The following is an 18,154-nucleotide window of genomic DNA, read 5'->3' as shown; positions in this document are numbered from 1 at the left end:
ACCTAAACTTCAAGTATTGTCTTGAGGTGTTTTTGATTTTGAAGCCTTGGGTCTTTGGATTTAATAAGTACTGGTCTGTCTTGCATTACCTCTACACACCTTTCCAAAGTTTCCCTTTCAAGCCTGTCCATTGCTTCTTGGGTATAAAAGGTGAGATGGGGAAACAAAATTACATTTTCCAATTCATATAGTTTCCGTAAAGGGTAAGTACTATGATTTAGTGGCTCCTTACTGAAGACATCCAAACCTGCCCCTCCAATTTGCCCATTCATCAGGCTTTCCAACAATGCTTCCTCATCTATCAAAGCTCCACGAGCAGAATTGATAATAATTGCTGACTTTTTTAACATTGCCAATTCAGGCTTTCCAATTATATGCCTGGTTTCATTGTTTAACACAGCATGCAAGGAAATAAAATCGCTCTGCTCAAGCAAAGATTGAAGCGATTCAATTTTAACAATCCCATTTTCGGCTAAATGTTCCTCAGATTTATAGGGATCATATCCAATTACTTTTGCCCTAAATCCCAAACCGGCCATTCTTGCCATACTTTTCCCTATTCGACCACAGCCAATTATACCCAGTGTTTTGCCTGCTATATCCTGAGATATCCATTCTTGAGTAGGCCAGGCCCAGAAGGACTTTCTCATTTTATTTTGGATAGCAGGCATTTTTTTTGCCAAGGCCAGAAGCATTGCAAAGGCACCTTCTGCCACCGTTTCTTCAGCATATTCTGGAATATTCACAACCACTATTCCCTTTTTATTGGCAGCAGGAATGTCTATAGCGTCTATCCCTACACCATATTTGATTATGGCTTTAAGCTGTTTTGCTGCCTTTATTACCTCAGCACCAATTGTGGTATAACACATCAATAAAATATCACATGTTTCCACCGCTTTGCAAAGGGCTTCTTCAGAAACAGTTTCAGGAAGTAAAACCAACTCATGCCCCTGCTCTCTTAGGACCTGATCTACCATGGGGAGTTCAAGTTCCCTATCCGTTCGGACTATTTTCATATATGGTATCTTCAGTAAAAAGAATTTACTTCTTTTAAATTAACAAAGCGATTTCAGTACGTAATAGATTGTTCGGGTTAAAGGTCGGTAGATAGATCGTAAGTCAAAATCTGCAAACCTTCAGGAAATGATTCAGTTGAAACAAGTTCCAGTTTTGCTTGAGTTTTTGACTCCCCAAAAAGTCTTTGCCCTTGCCCCAGAACTAAGGGGTTAACCTTTAATTTGACCTGATTGATCAAGCCATTATCGAGTAGCCAGCCTGCAAATTGGCCTCCACCACATAAGTATACATCGGTTCCGGAATGATGGATGATTTCTTTTACATTTTCAACATCCACTTTAGACAAATGAACATTAGGTTCTAAAGAAGGAATTTCAAGCTTATTTGAAAAGATGTAATGTTCCATATGCGGGTATGGTGCCTGGCCAGGTTTTAAGCCATACTTGTATCCAAACTCATAGGTTTTCCTGCCCATAATCACCGTATTGAATTTCATCAAGTCATCCTGGTATTTATCTACCCCTTCTCCTTCACCAATAAACAGGCTAATGTCTTCATTAGGACCAGAAATGAATCCATCTATAGAAATGGCTACATAATAGACCAACTTTTTCATGATAAAATAATTTAGTAAGTAGATAAGCCAAATACAAAGATCAATGCTAAAGTTATTCAGCATAAAATATTTACCCGTAAATACGCAATAGACCTTCTATAACTTAATGAAATCCCTCTGAACCCTATGCATAATCGAGGATTAAATTAAATTAAAACTCACAGCACTCTGACTTTATACAATTTCATGTCATTCACCTCTAATGTATCTTGAGGGTTCTCAAAATAAATATGGTGGGTCCACCAACTTATTTCTCCTTTGGTATATACGAGTTCCTTTGTTTCGGCATTAAAATTAACTGATTTCACATGCTTTGCTCCTTCTAATGGTTCAAATGGAGTAAAGATGGAAGTTGAAATATCAAATTGCCACACACTATTGGTGGTGGACAGAAGCAATCGTTGATCACTTGTAAGGAAAAGGTCATGCCCGCTTTCATCAGGTATTTCCCATTCGTTTACTTTCTCTAATTTAGGCTGCGCACTCTCCCAATCCGCTAGCTTATACTCCCTCAATTGATCAAATCCCAGTGTAAACAAACTGTTTTTCTCTTCGTTCCAAACCGCACCATGCCCGGAATATAGACTATCGGAGTATAGTATTTTATCCGACTGTTTGACATCATAAAGTCGGATTGAATTCCCGTTTTCCGCTGTGGAAAGCGCTACTACTATCCTTCCTCCTGGAAGATAGTCTGCAGAATGGGCATTGGGAACATACGCATAAAAAACAGTTTTCTTGTCCTTACGATTTACCAGGGCTACGCCTCCGCTGGAAGACGTTATTAATATTTGCCCTTCTCCAACAGGCTTACAATCATCAGTGGTATTAAAATACCCATGGTATTCTTTGGGCAAACCCTCAGAAATCGCAGCTGTCCATTCCCAAACTTTCACAAGACTATTCTTGTTCGATTTTTCCTTATCGAAAATAACTACGTTCTCATCTCCACACCCAATTATCTCTGAGCTGTCAGTATTTATTACCGATGTTTGTTTTTCAGAACAGGAAAAGAAAGTAACAATTAAAAATAGTGAAGAAAGAAATTTCATGGTTAAGTCGATTTTTAAGTTCAAGCCAAAGCTTCCTTTAAAGATAATATAAAGTCAATTAAAGGATTGATTTGATACCCCTTAAATTATCTTTTCCCCAATAATACCAACCAAAAACCCAAGTATGGCCCCTAAAGAGGAGAGGTAATTGTTTTTCAGCTTGCTTTCAGGAATGATGTCCTGAATCAATAAATATAAAATCCCCCCACTAGCAAAAACCATTAAGAAGGCAGTTAAATCTGGATAATCACTCAAATAAATATGACCGAGCATGGCTCCAATTATACCTGAGAAACTCAGAAAAAAGAAAATGACAAGGGTTTTACGGATAGTAAAACCACTCTGAACCAAGTCCCTGAAGGAATTAAAAGCTTCCGGCAGGTTTTGCAAACCTATAATGACGGCCAGAAGTGTTGCCATTTTGGGATTTATTGCAAAAGTAGCCCCAAGGGCAATGGATTCCGGAACAAAATCCATCATCATGGCCAATAATGTGGCAATTTTCCCACCTTTATTGGCCAAATACCAATCAATTAGAATAAATAAAATTGCTCCAAACAGGAAGGTTCCAACCAAGGGAAACAATTCCAGTTCCTCCATCCCTTGTGGCACCAATACCAATGCCAGAGCTGACAAGATTATTCCCGCACCAAAAGACATCATGGCATGGATAATCTCGTATTTGATTGGTTTTTCCTTAATATGATGGTTAAAATAATTGGCCAATAAACCACCAACAAAAACAGTAACCCCTGAAAATCCTGAGAAGAGAATGATTTTTAGTAACATAACCCAAAGTTAGGTTATCCTTTGAATTTCAATACGATATAAATTAAAAAAACCAATCTGAATTAGAAAAAAGCACCAAAAGTTGTGAAGATTAAAGAGTAAATCAGGGTAAGGGAACATTACAAGACTTCGAAATGGTTTTTAACTGGTCCAAAATAATTTGATGAACTGGTATTCCCTCATTCATTCTAATAGAATAGGCTTCTCGTTCAGGATCTCCAGGCACGAGCACTTTGGCCTCTCCATCTACAGCCACTGCATTTCTCATCGTAACAATCCAATGATCCATACTTTTTTTAAAGTCCGTCAAATCCCTAAATCCTTCTATGTCCCAGGCAGTAAAAAAATGACCAATCCCTTTCCCCACTTGTGTTTCAGGCATAGAGGAGTTAATTGCAAATGGGATTGCAAAGGGTCCCCAGTTGGCACCACTAAGCACTGCACTTAAAATATCAACAGCACCTGCTAGACAATAACCTTTGTGACCAGAACCCTCTTTAGTACTACCTAAAGACAACAAAGCCCCGCCATCGATCATTTCTTCAGGACTTCTGGTAGCTTGACCATTTTTATCAAGACACCATCCTAAAGGTACAATTTCTCCCTCCCTGTGGGCAATTTCCACCTTCCCATAGGCTACAGTGCTACTGGCAAAATCAATGACCACCTCCGGCTCATTCAGCGATGGGAATGCCAGAGCAATCGGATTTGTACCTAGCATTTTTTCCTTCCCATTAAATGGCGCAACACCTTTGGTAGTATTGGTCATGGATAGGCCAATAAAATCTTCTTTTACAGCCATAAGAGGGTAATATCCCGCTGCCCCATAATGGTTGGTATTGCAAACAGCTATGGAACCTGAACCATGTTTATGGGTTTTTTCTATCGCAATCTCCATGCACTTTGGGCCAACTACCAAACCCAAGCCATTGTCCCCATCTATTGTGGCGACAGCATGTTTTTCTCTAAGCACCTTCAATTTTGGTCTGGGATTGATCCTACCTGCTTTGAGCAAATCGAAATAAGTTTTTAGTCTGGCTATCCCATGTGAATCTATCCCATGTTCATCACTATAGGCAAGGACATCTGCAGCCAAAGCAGCTTCGTCAACTGGAACTCCCAGAGATTTAAAAACATTTGTGGTAAACGCTCTAAGCGCTAGGTGATGGATTTGCGTATAGCCTTTGGGCATTGTTTTTTGGTTAAAGATGAGCCAGATTGAAACTTTGAGATGAACTCACAATAGGACAAAACAAAAACATCCGACTAACCTCATGGTCAGCCGGATGTTATAATTTGTATCTAAATATGAATTAATCTATCCTTCATTTAGGTAATGGTTTAATCATAATGTCTTTGTAGTAAATCGTACTTTTAGGGTCATGAGCTTGTAGTGCAACTGTTCCACTGCTCAATCTTTTACCACTGTCACCAATTTCTCCCCTATCTGTTTTTTCATTGAACTCATTGATAACTTTTCCATTAATTTTAACAGTTATGTTATCACCCTGAACTATGATATGCTGGGTATACCATTCGTTATCTTTCACATAAGTCTCTTTAACATCTTTGAAGCTGTATACACTTCCGGTTTTCCTCCAGTCTCCTTGTGTTTGGTTAACCTGGATTTCATAACCTTTTGTTGGCCAACCATCTTTTTCAAATTCCGAGTGAATAAAAATTCCTGAATTGGCTCCAGGCATGGTTTTTACCTGCATTTTTAACTCAAAGTTTTTAAAATTATGTTTTTTGTATTTACCGGTGTAAAACATGTGTGACCTCGGGCCTTCTACCTTAATTACTCCATCCTCAATACTGAATGAATCAGGGTTTTCACTAAAAGACCAACCTTTAAACGATTTGCCATTAAACAAGCTCTTCCAGCCTTTATCCGCTTTTTGAGCAGATACATTTAAAGAGATAAATGCGCATATAAGAATTAATAGGATTCTTTTCATTGGATATAATTTGGATTATTATTGTTTAGGGGTTCAAATTAATACTTTCTTAGGGATATTTCAAGTTAAAAAAGTGAATCCCATTTCAATTTATTTTTAAACTAACAATTCAAAATATTTTGATTGCAGAATGAAAAATAATGAAATATAAAAGTCAATTATATCCCTTTCATACCTTCTTTTTAAAATTAAATTCACTTAAAAAGAATTCATGTAATTTTATCTCGAAAATTAAATTTTTGATTTCAGAATACTCACTGTATTTTAGAGAAATTTTTAAAGTAATGTTTTATGAGCCAGGTAGAAAAAACCAATTATTCCAAGGAAGAGCTTCACGAATTTGAATTGCTGATTAATGAAAAACTGACAATCGCAAAAGAAGAATTGAATCAATTGAAACGTTCTCTCAGCAAACAAAATGATAGTGGAACAGAAAACACTGCTTCTACATCAAAATTGCTAGAAGATGGGGCAGACACACTTGAAAGAGAAAATCTAAGCCAATTGGCTGCCAGACAACAAAAGTTTATCATAAACCTTGAAAATGCTATAAGGAGAATAAAAAATGGCACTTACGGGGTTTGTGTGGACACAGGAAAACTTATCAGCAAAGAAAGATTGCGTGCAGTTCCTCATACCATGCACAGTATAGAAGCAAAACTAGGTAAAAAATAAAAGTGGATTTCTTACCTCGACATATTGAAGCCCTGATTTTTTGTTCAGCCGAACCACTAGGCATACAAGAAATCCAAAAGTGTCTTGCAGAAATGTTTGAGACCGAAATACCTATGGATCATTTGGACGAAGCCTTGGAGGCCCTTACAAACAAATACAATTCAGATGATTATTCTTTCAGCCTAGAGAAAATAGCTGGAGGATACCAATTTTTAACCAAGCCAGCCTACCTAAGTAGTGTAGCTATTTTACAAAAACACCAATCTCAAAAACGACTTTCCAACGCTCAATTGGAAACCCTATCCATCATTGCCTACCGGCAGCCGATAACAAAATCCGAAATGGAACAGATCAGAGGGGTGAATTGTGACTATTCTGTTCAGAAGCTATTGGAAAAGTCTCTGGTAGCCATCAAAGGCAAGTCTGAAGGACTAGGCAGGCCTCTTTTGTACGGCACTAGCTCAAAATTCATGGAATACTTCGGCATTAATGACCTGAGCGAACTCCCACAACCTAAGGATTTTAAAGAAGAGGACAACGAAATAGGAAAACAAAGCGATTGATTTTTAAAATCTGTGTTATTATTACATAAATAGCACTAAATTTGCACCCGCTTAAGAAAAGGTCAAATCACCTTATAATTAAGCTTTTACATTTGATTATTTTAATACAGCAGAGATGCTGCAAGATTATGAAAAAATTCAACAATAAAACTGGGGATTCTTCCAAAAAATCATGGGGAGACAATAAAGAACCAGGAAAACGAACCTCCTATTCCAAAAAAAAGGAATCCACTGACAAAACTCCTGTAGAAAAAAGTGAATACAAAGGTAGAGGACGCAATCAAAAACCCATTTTTGGTAAGGTTGAGGAAAAAGACAAAAAGAAAAAACCTTTTAAAAAGCCTTTTTCTCCTATAAAAACTGGTAAAGGCAAAGATGAAGCACAGCCTATTTACAACCTAAAGACCATTCAAAAAACTGCTCAAACAGATTCGGATGAAATCAGGCTCAACAAATTCATCGCCAACGCAGGTATTTGTTCGCGAAGAGATGCAGATAAACTCATTGAAAAGGGAGAGATTTCTGTAAATGGGAAAGTAGTAAAAGAAATGGGCTACAAGGTGCTTAGAAAAGACAGGGTAGAATACAAGGGAAAATCCATCCGTCCGGAAAAGCCCGTTTATATCTTACTTAATAAGCCCAAGGATTTTATCACCACAACTGACGATCCATTTGAGCGCAAGACAGTCATGCACTTGGTTGAAAATGCCTGTGAAGAGCGTCTATTCCCAGTAGGAAGACTAGATAGAAACACCACTGGTTTATTACTTTTCACCAATGATGGAGAGCTTTCAGCCAAACTGACACATCCTTCCTATGAGATTAAAAAAATATATCAGGTAACCCTGGATAAGCCCATAGCGAAGAATGATGTTGATGCAATACTAGAAGGTGTGACACTGGAAGATGGCCTCACTGAGGTAGATGACCTACAGGTACTTTCCAAAGACCGTATGATTTTAGGCATAGAGATCCATTCTGGAAAAAATAGAATTGTTCGTAGAATTTTTGCTCATTTTGGTTACGATGTAAACGCCTTGGACAGGGTAACATTTGCAGGGTTGAGTAAAAAAGATATCCCAAGAGGTAAATACCGCTTTTTAGAAGAAAAAGAGGTTATTAACCTGAAATTCATGAATAAAAGAAAAAGTAAAAAGCGACCTATATAGGTCGCTTTTTTTGTTTCTAGCACGGATTTGGCTATATTATTTTAAAATAAATCTTATTGATATGAAAGCCATCTGGAAAGGAAAAATCCTCGCTGAATCTAACGAGACCATTTTTTTAGAAAACAATCATTATTTCCCAAATGAGTCATTAAATCGGGAATTTTTCGAAATATCTCAAACCACTTCTGATTGCCCGTGGAAGGGAAGGGCCAATTATTATCACATTCGCATAGGAGAGGACACCAACCGTGATGCCGCCTGGCATTACCCAGCACCTAAGGAAGCTGCCAAAGAAATCAAAGATTACGTAGCTTTTTGGAAAGGGATAGAGATCAAAGAATAGAGAGCTATGAAGAAATACGATGCAATCATCATCGGAGCAGGTCAATCAGGAATGCCTCTGGCAAAAAAAATAAACGCTATAGGCTTGTCGGTAGCGCTCATTGAAAAAAGGGTGGTTGGCGGCACATGTATAAATGACGGTTGTTCCCCTACCAAAACAATGGTGGCCTCCGCAAGAGTGGCCCATTTGGTGGGTAGAGCTGAAGATTTCGGTGTAAATGTAAATAGTTTCTCAATTGATCAAAAGGCAATCAAAGCCCGCAAAGACCATATTGTAATTACCTTTAGGGGAGGGGCTGAGAAAAGCCTTAAAAAAGCAGGAAACATAGACATCATCTTAGGCAAAGCAACTCTTCTTTCATCCAACAAAGTACGCATAGCACGTGAAGGGGCGGAGGTCCTTGAAATTTCAGGAGAAAAAATCTTTTTCAACACGGGATCTTCTCCTTTTGTCCCAGAGATTGATGGTTTGAAAGAAACCCCCTACCTGACCAGTACAAGCATTATGGAGCTTGAGGAAACCCCAGAACACCTGGTTATCCTTGGAGGCGGATATATTGGGCTTGAATTTGGGCAGATGTTCAATAGATTTGGCAGTAAGGTCAGCATTATTGACAAAGCCCCAAGGCTGGTACCCAAGGAAGACAAGGACGTTTGTGAGGAAGTTTCAAAGATCTTTGCTAAAGATGAAATTAACACCTATTTGGATACCTCGGTCACAAGAATAAATTTCGAAAACGATCAATTTAAAGTTTATCTGGAAAGTAAATCAGGACCAAAAACTATTGAAGGCAGTCATTTACTGGTAGCTACCGGAAGGAAACCCAATAGCGAGGGCTTAGGACTAGAGGATATCGGTGTTAAACTTACTGAAAAGGGTCACATTGCAGTGAATGAGACCTTTGAAACCAGCATTTCAAATATCTATGCCCTTGGAGATGTAGCCGGTTCACCACCATTTACCCATATGGCATATAATGATGCGCACATTGCCTTTAGAAGTATCTATGAAGGAGATAAAGAAATTTCTTCAAAGGACAGGCTACTTCCCTACTGTGTATTTATTGATCCTCAATTGGCAAGGATTGGACTTAATGAGCAAGAAGCCAAAGAAAAAGACATTCCATATAAGGTAGGTAAATTTTTCATGAAGCATGCCGGTAGAGCCCTGGAAACTGATGAAACCAATGGTTTTTTCAAGGTGCTTGTAGACCCTAAAAGCAAGCAAATCCTGGGTGCTACGATTTTAAGCCTGGATGGAGGCGAAGTCATGGCGGTGCTTCAAATGGCCATGGTGGGAAAGGTTACTTATGATCAAATACAAAACCTACCAATAGCGCATCCTACGCTGGCTGAAAGTTTAAATAATTTGATGATGCAAATTGAGTAAATTTGAATTTACAACTATAATGGTTTTAATGCCAGTTTCGGAAGCAAATTGATTAAAATACCAGATTGTGATAGTAGGTTTGTTCGCTATCTTGGAATCCACCCCTATTTGGCACCTACCGGCCTTCTGTTCCACATGGCCATAAACTGGAAATGGGCCATCCTTCTGGCGGATTCTTTGGCTTTATTTGCCAATTCCCCCTCATATAATTCATCTATAGTTTCAAACCAAAGTTGTAACCAAATCCCAAAATGTTTTTGCTCTACGGTATGATTTAGATTCTTGTCTACATTAATATGTTTGAGTGTAGGGTTTCCTTTAAACTTAGCAATGCCAAAAAGATTCGTTTCCCAGAAATCAGTAAGCTTTTCCAGGTGTTCCGGCCACCTTTCTTCCTCAATATGTCCATTGAAAATGGGGCCTAGCAGTTCGTTATTTCTGATTTTTGCATAGAATGCGTTTACCAGAACATTGATGTCTTTGCGGTTTTCAATTGATTTCATCAGGCTTTATTTATTTGATTCCTTAACTACATTTTCTACACGTTCTACCTGATCCGATTTTGAAAGACTCAAGCGAACCACACTGTCCTTTATGGCAGTAAGGTCATGTGGAATATTTCCTTCTAGGGCCAAAATACCTCCACTTTTAAAATTGTGATTTTCTCCTTCAGCCCCAAAGTCAATCTCTCCCTCCAAGACCTGAACCACTATCGGGAACTTGGTCTTATGCTCTTTCATTACCTGGCCTTCCTTCAGTAGAATGCGTATTTCTTTGGAGAATGGAGATTCCAAAATTACTTTGGTACTGATTTTATCTCCAAATTGTAAATCTTCATTAAATGATGCAACTTCCATATTGTCTGTATTTTTAATTTAAACTCAACTTATTTATCAATACTTTTTTAAGGTACTCAAACTCATCTAAATAATAAAGGATATTTTTATCTTTTATTATTATACAAGTATTACAAGATCCATTTAAAATTCGTTCATTTTTATGAATTTATCCCGAAATATGCAATAGCATTCTATTACGCGCTGAAATCGCTTTAAAATCAGCCACTTCGTTGCTGTATTCAATTTCACCATAGCGGTGCTATGCTGAAATCTCCAAACAGTCTGATTTTCTTTCGATTGCAACACTCATTACGAATCCTATTACATAATCCGGGTTTATTTTTTGCCGGCGGCTGGGCGGAGCCGAAGCCATAGGGTAACGTGTACATCATACCTACTCCTTCGGCTTCGCTCAGGAATCGGTTATATGTCTGGCGTTATGAAAACGGGTATTCAATTAAAACAGCCAATCCGATTGAAACAATTAATAAAAAAACCGGCTCATGGGCCGGTCTTTTTTATTCGCATGTATATTGAAATTTATATTTTCTCGAATACATTTCTAAAACTACATGCCGCAGCAAGCCTGCCATGCAAATCAGCAATTGGCACACGCTCTTGTTCAGTGGTATCTCTGTGACGGATGGTTACTGTATCGTCTTCCAAAGTCTGATGATCTACAGCTATACAGAATGGAGTACCTATCAAGTCCTGCCTTGTATAACGTTTACCTATTGACCCGGCTTCTTCGTAGATGATATTGAAATCATATTTCAATTGATCAAAAATCGCTTTGCCTTTATCAGGCAGGCCATCTTTCTTGGTCAATGGCAAAATGGCCGCTTTCACGGGAGCCAAGGCAGGATGCAAGGCCAAATAAGACCTGGACTTTCCTTCCACTTCTTGCGTCGTAAAGGCATTGCAAAGGGTCATCAAAAACAATCTATCTGCTCCAATAGAAGTTTCGACTACATATGGAATGTAATTCTGATTGATCTCTGGATCAAAGTACTGTTGTTTCTTTTTGCTGAACTCCTGATGCGCTTTCAGATCAAAGTCTGTTCGGGAGTGAATCCCTTCCACTTCTTTGAAACCAAAAGGAAATTGGTACTCTATATCCAAAGCAGCATTGGCATAATGTGCCAGCTTCTCATGGTCATGTCTTCTTAGTTTTTCTTCAGGTATACCCAAAGCCTTGTGCCAGCTCATTCGTGTATCTGCCCAATGCTTGTACCATTCCAATTCAGTACCAGGTCTAACAAAGAATTGCATCTCCATTTGCTCAAATTCCCGCATTCTGAAAATAAACTGTCTGGCAACAATTTCATTTCTGAAGGCCTTACCTATTTGTGCTATACCAAAAGGAATTTTCATTCTGGCTGTTTTCTGCACATTCAAGAAATTCACAAAAATCCCTTGAGCCGTTTCTGGTCTAAGGTAAATGGTATTAGAATCCTCTGATACAGAACCTACTTGAGTAGAAAACATAAGGTTAAACTGCCTTATTTCGGTCCAGTTTGTGGTTCCACTCACCGGGCATTTGATATCTTCCTCAATTAATAATTCGCGAAGAGCTGAAAAATCTTCTGCCTCCAACAAACGTCCCATGGTAGCCAAAAGACTATTGGCTTTCTCTTGGTTGCCTTCGTTTTCATAACCAGCAGCCTTTTCTTCTATCAATACATCCGCCCGATAGCGCTTTTTACTGTCTTTATTGTCCACCATTGGATCATTGAAACTATCCACATGGCCGGAAGCTTTCCAGGTAGTCGGATGCATAAATATAGACGCATCCAATCCAACGATATTGCCGTTTAGACGGGTCATGGATTCCCACCATAATCGCTTAAGGTTGTTCTTTAACTCTACTCCATAAGGCCCGTAATCATATACTGCCTGAAGCCCATCATAAATTTCAGATGAAGGGTAAACAAACCCATACTCTTTGGCATGGGCAATGATATCTTTTAGCAGACCACTTTCCTGCTTTTGTTCTGATTTTGCCATAGGCGCAAAATTAAGCAAAAACCTATACTCTACAAGGTTTTTCAGTTACTGGTATTGCTTTGTATCAGGAAAGCAGCAATATCTGCGATATCTTGCGCCTTAAGATCCATTTCCTTAGGCCCCGGCATCAGACTTATGGGTAGCTGTTTTCTGTTCAGCACTTCTTCTGCAGGTAAAACATGTCGTTTTCCTTGAAAATCCAGCACCGTAACCACCGGTCCTGCAGCTTGCAATAAACCTAAAAGTACCGCTCCATTTTTTAGTGCAATTAAATATGCTTCTGAACCAAAGCCTATGGCCGCATCCGGTTGAACGATGGCATTGACCAAGGTTGGGTAATCCATTTTTTGCCCGATTTGACTCAGGTCCGGCCCAATTTCATTTCCTGACCCCGCTATTTTATGACAAGAAGCGCAATTCTGAACAGCCTTCACTTGTCCTGCTACAGGGTCTTTGTCAAGAGATAGAATCTCATCTTCATCAATTGCTTTTTCGCTACCAAAATAATGCCTCAATAACTTAAGCACCGAGGGCCTTTTTTCATCCTTATTAACAGCTGAAAAATCTAAATTATAATTTTTAAATGCACCCTCTGCCCCCATTAAGGCCAAATGAAGTCTACCCGAAGGGTTTTCCGCCAATCGATTAAAAGCAAGCTGCTTTTTCTCTAAGTTGGTTAAGCTGTCTTTTAGTTGCGCTTTTAATGCCAGTAAATTGGGTTGGGCATCAGGTAAAACAATTGGAGCATCCCAATCTTGCAAAAAAGAGCTCCACTCATTGTACTTTCTGAATTGAAGCCACCATTGGGCTTTTTCCTGAAGAGCCCCTTCCTTTTCAGCGGCTTTCTTTACAGCCTCCACTGCTTCTTTTTCAAAGATAAAAGCCAAAGTTTCCAAAGCCAGGTCTCTTTCATCTGTGGTAAGTGCCTCATTTTCCAATCTGGCCTTTAAAGCAGGAATGGCTGCTTTGGGATGCCACTCCCATATTAAAGAGGCAATTTGAGGAGACCATTTTGCCGGATCTATTGCAGCGATATTGTCCCGGTAATAGGTTTCAGCATTGTCTTTCATTCCTATGCCCAATGCATTTCTGTACCAGGGATTTGTCCCATCGTATGCTTTGATTAACTCTTTATAGATTTCTGAAGTTTTCCCCCAATCTTCCTCCCTTAGCAATAAGGCCAGTTCCCTTCTAATCAATGGCGAACCATTCTTAGAAAGCTTCAAAGCTTCAACAAGCAAGCGCTCTGGGGCATTGGCTGACAAAGCCCTAGCTGTGGTCAAAACGATTTCCTGATTTGCGTCTTTTAGCAATGGCAAAATTGAATGGATTCCTTGCGCTCCCATACCTGCAAGCGTCCAAATCGCTCTGGCCCTAAAAAAGGGATTGTCCTCATTTTTAACCATACTTTCTAGCTCAGGCAAAACAGCAGCACCTTGTTCTCTCAACTTTTGCATGGCAAAGGCACGCACATGAACCGCCGGACTTTTTAGTGCAGTCAATTGACCTGCTGTGTTAGAGAAATCAATCTTTGGGAGAGAAAGCTTTTTGTCCTTTGGAACAATGCGGTAAATCTTACCTTCTCCCACGGTGTCTCTCATTTGATGGCCTCCGACAATTGGATCATACCAATCTGCGATGAACAATGAACCATCAGTACCTACTGTAACATCGCTTGGCCTGAACCATTTTCGGGTATCTTCCTCCACCTGGTGCCAGATATAGCCAGTATTGTCCTGATCAACTGAGGAAACAAAGGCTTGTCTATCTTGGAGGGGATAACCGGCACCTATTACTTCTGGAGCATAGCCAAATACAATATTTCTTCCGGCATCAGCACTTAATAAAAGCCCTCTGAATTGCTCCCCAAGCTCATCTCCCTCAATGCGAACCATTCCAGTAGGTGAACCTGCCCCATACACATCCCCAACAGGCAAAACCCCAGGATCATGTTGGTGCCAGTGGGCTTCGGCTATGGTTTGCCCAGGCCTTCTGTCTGCCTGCCATGTTCGATCTCCTTTTGCACTAAAATAACCGGCATCACTGCCCTCCATCAACCAGGTGGTCCTGCAAGAGGCAGTTTGATCATCATTGTCACTTTGCCACATATTGCCATAGGAGTCCACCGCAACTTCAAATGCATTTCTGAAATTGTGTGACACTACTTCCATACCGGTTCCATCAGGATTGATTTTGATTACCAAGCCACCATTGTAAATTTTTCCATCATCACTGATTTGTGCGGGAATATTTTCTGTACTGTAAGGAGTGTATTCATTGTAGACGCTGCCTGAGCGAAGCGTCCATCCATCTTTCCCTTCCACTTTATGTGGCCCTGCATTTCCTGTAATAAAGTACCACTTCCCATCCGGGCCAAGCTGTCCTGCATGTAAGCCATGGTCATGGTCTTTTCCCCCAAATCCTGTCAAAAAAACCTCTTTACTATCAGGAATATCATCACCATCTTCGTCTGTATAGATGATTATATTTGGTGAACAGGAAACCACTACCTGATTGCCCAGCACTGCAATCCCCAAAGGGCTTCTCAGCAAGGTATCCTGAACAAAAACCTTTGAAGCATCTGCTTTGCCATCGCCATTGGTATCCTCAAGGATCATTACGCGATCACCTTTATCCTGCACCTTATGACCATCAGCATTGCGGAAATCCCTGTAGTTAACACCTTCGGTAACCCATACCCTACCTTTGGCATCCACATCCATATTGGTGGGATTAAAAAATAGGGGACTTTCAGCCCATACACTTACCTCTAAGCCTTCTGGAACAAACAACAATGGTTGGGCTTCCTGTTGGTTGTCAGTATTGCAAGATAACAGTCCCAGGAATAAAACGCTGCAACAGATCGGCCACTTTACCATTTTTTAGGATTTCATGAGTTGTGAAACAAAATTTAGATTTTTTCTATAGGCTGGCAACACTTCCATACCCTTTGGAATGGCGCCCTCCATTATGCACCAACCTTTATAGCCAATTTTATCCAGACTCACTTTTACTTTTTCAAAATTCACCTTTCCTTGCCCAAGCAACTGACCATTTTCTTTAAAGTGAATTTCGCAGATATTTTCAGCTCCTAGGAGGGCTATTTCTTTAAAAATATCATAGCCCATTTCTGTTGCATTGGCCAGATCATAATAGACCTTTACATGGGTAGAGCCTACTGCTGCTAAAATTTCGAGGTGCTCTTCTGCTGATAACCATGATTCAATACCTAAAACCACATTGGCTTTTTCCGCCTTCGGGGCTACTTTCTTTAATCTACGGATTACTTCTTTTTTCCCTGAAGGATCATTTCTTAGGTCTCCAGCAGAGAAAAAGGCCAGCAAAACATTTTTGCATCCCAAGGCTTTGGCTACATCAATACTATCCGAAACCCAAACTTCAGTTTCAGGGGCAGATTTATAGGGCACTCGATTGAGCTCCCCTATTGCCAAGCCCGCAATTTTTACCTTGTTATTTTTAGCCGACTGAAGATAAGTTTGTTGCATCTCCTTTTGCCTGAGATGCATGTTATTAGACACATTACCCAAACTTACCTGAACACCATCAAGCCCTATTTCTCTCGCCAATTCAAATGCTGTAGGATCTGATGCTTTGCCAATGGACCAATCACAAGCGCCAATTCGAACTTTAGGTTTTCTGTCATCCATCCCCCAAAGTGGAGCCAAGGCAACCATGCTACTTAATGTCAGGATTGTTTTCCGTCGGCTAATCCTTTTCATCTTATTCTTTTATGCTGGCCATTTTATAAACTTTTCCATCCGCTTTGGTAAATAGGTACATTTCTCCACTGGCGTCTTTTCCAAATCTAAGGTCTACCCTTCTACTTCCAGCCAATTTTGCAAGAGGTATAGATACTCCTTCATATTCAACTGTCCATTCATAAATAGTTGCCTGTTTGCCTACTTCAAGATCCGCTATATTTACATAAAATAGTCGCCCTCTTGTTATGTCTCCAAAAAGATATTTACCATTCAAGCCTGGCACTTCTGTTCCTGTATATTCATATCCACCTGAAATGGCATTGCCTTCATCGTGATCATACATGGCCACCGGATAAGAAAACCCAAAGGATTTTTCATTTTCAGGCAAAGGGAAAACCATGTTGGAATCGTCTTCTGGTTTTAATTCGAAGGTTCCTTCTCTTACCGGCCAACCATAATCATCACCTGGTCGAAGCATATAAAGGGATTCTATTTGACCTTGACCAATATTGGAGACCAATATTTCACCACTCTTAGTCCAGGTAATTCTATGTGGATTTCTGAAACCGTGTGCATAGATCTCAGGCATCCAACCTTTGTCATTACCTACAAATGGATTGTCTTCAGGGATTCCATATTTTCCATTACTGCTATTATTACCTTTAGGATCAATGCGATAAACTGCTCCCCAAGGCTGAGTGGCCCCATAAGAAATCCAGGCATGTCCCCTTCCTTCCGATCCTCCATCACCTATTCCTATATAGAGTAAGTTATAATCTTTATCCCCTTTTTTTGCAAGTGGATTGAAAGTAATTTCTTGCATGCCATGGATAGCAGAGGCCATATCTATCCTAAACAGTTCTCTGTGTTTAGAAGTATTTAGCGGTACCCCTAGTGGATCATTGGTTTCCCACTCCGTAACCACCCACTGCATATCACTTTTAATACTGTCACCAAAGGCAAAATCAGCAGGGACTGTATGGGGTTTTTCTGTATGGCTGGTATAGAACAAACCATTCTCACCAAAATCTGGATGAAAGGCAAAACTACCAAAACCAGTGGCCAAGCCAGGTTGATTTATAAAGTCAGGCATTTCCTTAGCCATATCAAGGTATACCTTGGTTTTTGCTCCTTCCATAAGGTATAATTTACCACGTAAATCCAACATGTACATGTCTTTGGTTACCGGGTGGTAGTCCATTTTAGCTATACGGGTAAGGGGTTTCTTTTCTGCAGAAGCGGGAATCGTGCTGATCAATTCCAGATTGACGACCAAATCAGACATAGGGATTTTTTCAGGTATTGGGTTCCAAATGGAATCCAATACCGCTTCCTTATTCTCCGCGGGGGCTTCATGCTGGTGCATGTAGGCAATGATATTGTCCAATTCCTTTTCTTCTAAATGACTAAAAGAAGGCATATAGGTTTTGTACCTATCGAAAATTTTCTTGGCTCTTTCATCCCCCTTATCAATCATTTCCGTGGGGTTTTGAATAAAAGAGCGCATCCATCCTAGGGGTTGTTCTCTGGTAATCCCTCCCAACTGGGGGCCAATTCCGTTTTTATTAAAGGCGTGACAACTGCTACAATTTGCTTGGAACAATTTTTCTCCAACTTCTAAGCTGGCCTGATCCATAGGTATTATTTCCTCCAATGGTTTGTCTTTAGAGTTACATGACCAAACTAAGGCGGAAAGGAACAGGAGAAAAATTAGGTTTCTAAATGGGTTCATAGATTAAAGGTACTGTCAAATGCAATTCAATCAATTAAAATATGGAGCCAATCTACTTTATTATCGTTATATAAAAAAAGCCTTATTTACTAATGCGTAAAAAAATACGTTTAATTGGTGAATTGAGAAGATATAATCGTAGAGATACCGAATAGGCTAAAGGTTCATTTTATTATTCGTCCTTTCATAGAAATATGCAAATCTAAACAGATTCCTTTCAAAGGACCCTCAATTAAATCGGTAATTATCTATTTGAGATGCAACAATAAACAAAAAAGGG

17 protein-coding genes are annotated in these 18,154 nt (G+C 39.6%); 5 read left to right on the top strand and 12 right to left on the bottom strand.

The window, feature by feature from the left end; genetic code table 11:
- Positions 1-2 precede the first annotated feature (2 nt).
- The 6 genes from AC13EX_RS02800 to AC13EX_RS02775 form a co-directional block, all read right to left on the bottom strand.
- The gene (locus tag AC13EX_RS02800; RefSeq protein WP_482891457.1) at positions 3-1,019 is read right to left on the bottom strand and encodes a 2-hydroxyacid dehydrogenase; all 1,017 of its coding nucleotides are present in this window, start codon (positions 1,017-1,019) and stop codon (positions 3-5) included.
- Between the two features lie 77 nt (positions 1,020-1,096).
- The gene (locus AC13EX_RS02795; protein WP_482891456.1) at positions 1,097-1,636 is read right to left on the bottom strand and encodes a dihydrofolate reductase family protein; all 540 of its coding nucleotides are present in this window, start codon (positions 1,634-1,636) and stop codon (positions 1,097-1,099) included.
- Between the two features lie 158 nt (positions 1,637-1,794).
- Positions 1,795-2,688 (bottom strand): DUF6528 family protein, encoded by an 894-nt coding sequence (locus tag AC13EX_RS02790; RefSeq protein WP_482891455.1) that lies wholly within the window; start codon positions 2,686-2,688, stop codon positions 1,795-1,797.
- 81 nt (positions 2,689-2,769) lie between these two features.
- Entirely contained in the window at positions 2,770-3,477 is a 708-nt protein-coding gene (locus AC13EX_RS02785) for a ZIP family metal transporter (protein WP_482891454.1), read from the bottom strand.
- A gap of 103 nt (positions 3,478-3,580) precedes the next feature.
- Positions 3,581-4,669 carry an Ldh family oxidoreductase gene (locus AC13EX_RS02780; RefSeq protein ID WP_482891453.1) on the bottom strand — a complete coding sequence of 363 codons (1,089 nt, stop codon included), beginning with the start codon at positions 4,667-4,669 and terminating at the stop codon, positions 3,581-3,583.
- A gap of 133 nt (positions 4,670-4,802) precedes the next feature.
- Positions 4,803-5,435: a 3-keto-disaccharide hydrolase gene (locus tag AC13EX_RS02775; protein WP_482891452.1), complete on the bottom strand. Its 633-nt coding sequence runs from the start codon at positions 5,433-5,435 to the stop codon at positions 4,803-4,805.
- Between the two features lie 291 nt (positions 5,436-5,726).
- Here AC13EX_RS02775 and AC13EX_RS02770 point away from each other — a divergent pair, with 291 nt between their 5' ends.
- The 5 genes from AC13EX_RS02770 (at position 5,727) to AC13EX_RS02750 (ending at position 9,574) form a co-directional block, all read left to right on the top strand.
- The gene (locus tag AC13EX_RS02770) at positions 5,727-6,110 is read left to right on the top strand and encodes a TraR/DksA family transcriptional regulator (RefSeq protein WP_482891451.1); all 384 of its coding nucleotides are present in this window, start codon (positions 5,727-5,729) and stop codon (positions 6,108-6,110) included.
- Between the two features lie 2 nt (positions 6,111-6,112).
- The gene (gene scpB, locus AC13EX_RS02765) at positions 6,113-6,673 is read left to right on the top strand and encodes an SMC-Scp complex subunit ScpB (protein WP_482891450.1); all 561 of its coding nucleotides are present in this window, start codon (positions 6,113-6,115) and stop codon (positions 6,671-6,673) included.
- Between the two features lie 128 nt (positions 6,674-6,801).
- Complete coding sequence (locus AC13EX_RS02760) at positions 6,802-7,842, top strand: pseudouridine synthase (RefSeq protein WP_482891449.1); 1,041 nt, start codon at positions 6,802-6,804, stop codon at positions 7,840-7,842.
- 61 nt (positions 7,843-7,903) lie between these two features.
- Entirely contained in the window at positions 7,904-8,185 is a 282-nt protein-coding gene (locus tag AC13EX_RS02755) for a DUF427 domain-containing protein (RefSeq protein ID WP_048641047.1), read from the top strand.
- A 6-nt stretch (positions 8,186-8,191) separates the two neighbouring features.
- Positions 8,192-9,574 carry a mercuric reductase gene (locus AC13EX_RS02750; RefSeq protein WP_482891448.1) on the top strand — a complete coding sequence of 461 codons (1,383 nt, stop codon included), beginning with the start codon at positions 8,192-8,194 and terminating at the stop codon, positions 9,572-9,574.
- A gap of 104 nt (positions 9,575-9,678) precedes the next feature.
- On the opposite strand, the gene AC13EX_RS02745 is transcribed toward AC13EX_RS02750, so the two are convergent.
- From AC13EX_RS02745 to AC13EX_RS02720, 6 genes are all read right to left on the bottom strand, one after another.
- A complete protein-coding gene (locus AC13EX_RS02745) occupies positions 9,679-10,077 on the bottom strand; it encodes a group III truncated hemoglobin (protein ID WP_482891447.1) in 399 nt (132 codons plus the stop codon).
- Between the two features lie 6 nt (positions 10,078-10,083).
- A complete protein-coding gene (locus AC13EX_RS02740) occupies positions 10,084-10,431 on the bottom strand; it encodes a cupin domain-containing protein (protein ID WP_482891446.1) in 348 nt (115 codons plus the stop codon).
- Positions 10,432-10,953: 522 nt separating this feature from the next.
- Positions 10,954-12,420: a glycine--tRNA ligase gene (locus AC13EX_RS02735; RefSeq protein WP_482891445.1), complete on the bottom strand. Its 1,467-nt coding sequence runs from the start codon at positions 12,418-12,420 to the stop codon at positions 10,954-10,956.
- Positions 12,421-12,461: 41 nt separating this feature from the next.
- A complete protein-coding gene (locus AC13EX_RS02730) occupies positions 12,462-15,299 on the bottom strand; it encodes a PVC-type heme-binding CxxCH protein (RefSeq protein ID WP_482891444.1) in 2,838 nt (945 codons plus the stop codon).
- Between the two features lie 3 nt (positions 15,300-15,302).
- Complete coding sequence (locus AC13EX_RS02725; RefSeq protein WP_482891443.1) at positions 15,303-16,160, bottom strand: sugar phosphate isomerase/epimerase family protein; 858 nt, start codon at positions 16,158-16,160, stop codon at positions 15,303-15,305.
- A gap of 1 nt (position 16,161) precedes the next feature.
- Entirely contained in the window at positions 16,162-17,874 is a 1,713-nt protein-coding gene (locus tag AC13EX_RS02720) for a PQQ-dependent sugar dehydrogenase (RefSeq protein ID WP_482891442.1), read from the bottom strand.
- Between the last annotated feature and the right edge of the window lie 280 nt (positions 17,875-18,154).

The organism is Cyclobacterium sp. L-R (assembly GCF_056859355.1).
The sequence above is the reverse complement of the archived record's forward strand: the minus strand, read 5'-3'. Positions and strand labels throughout refer to the sequence as shown.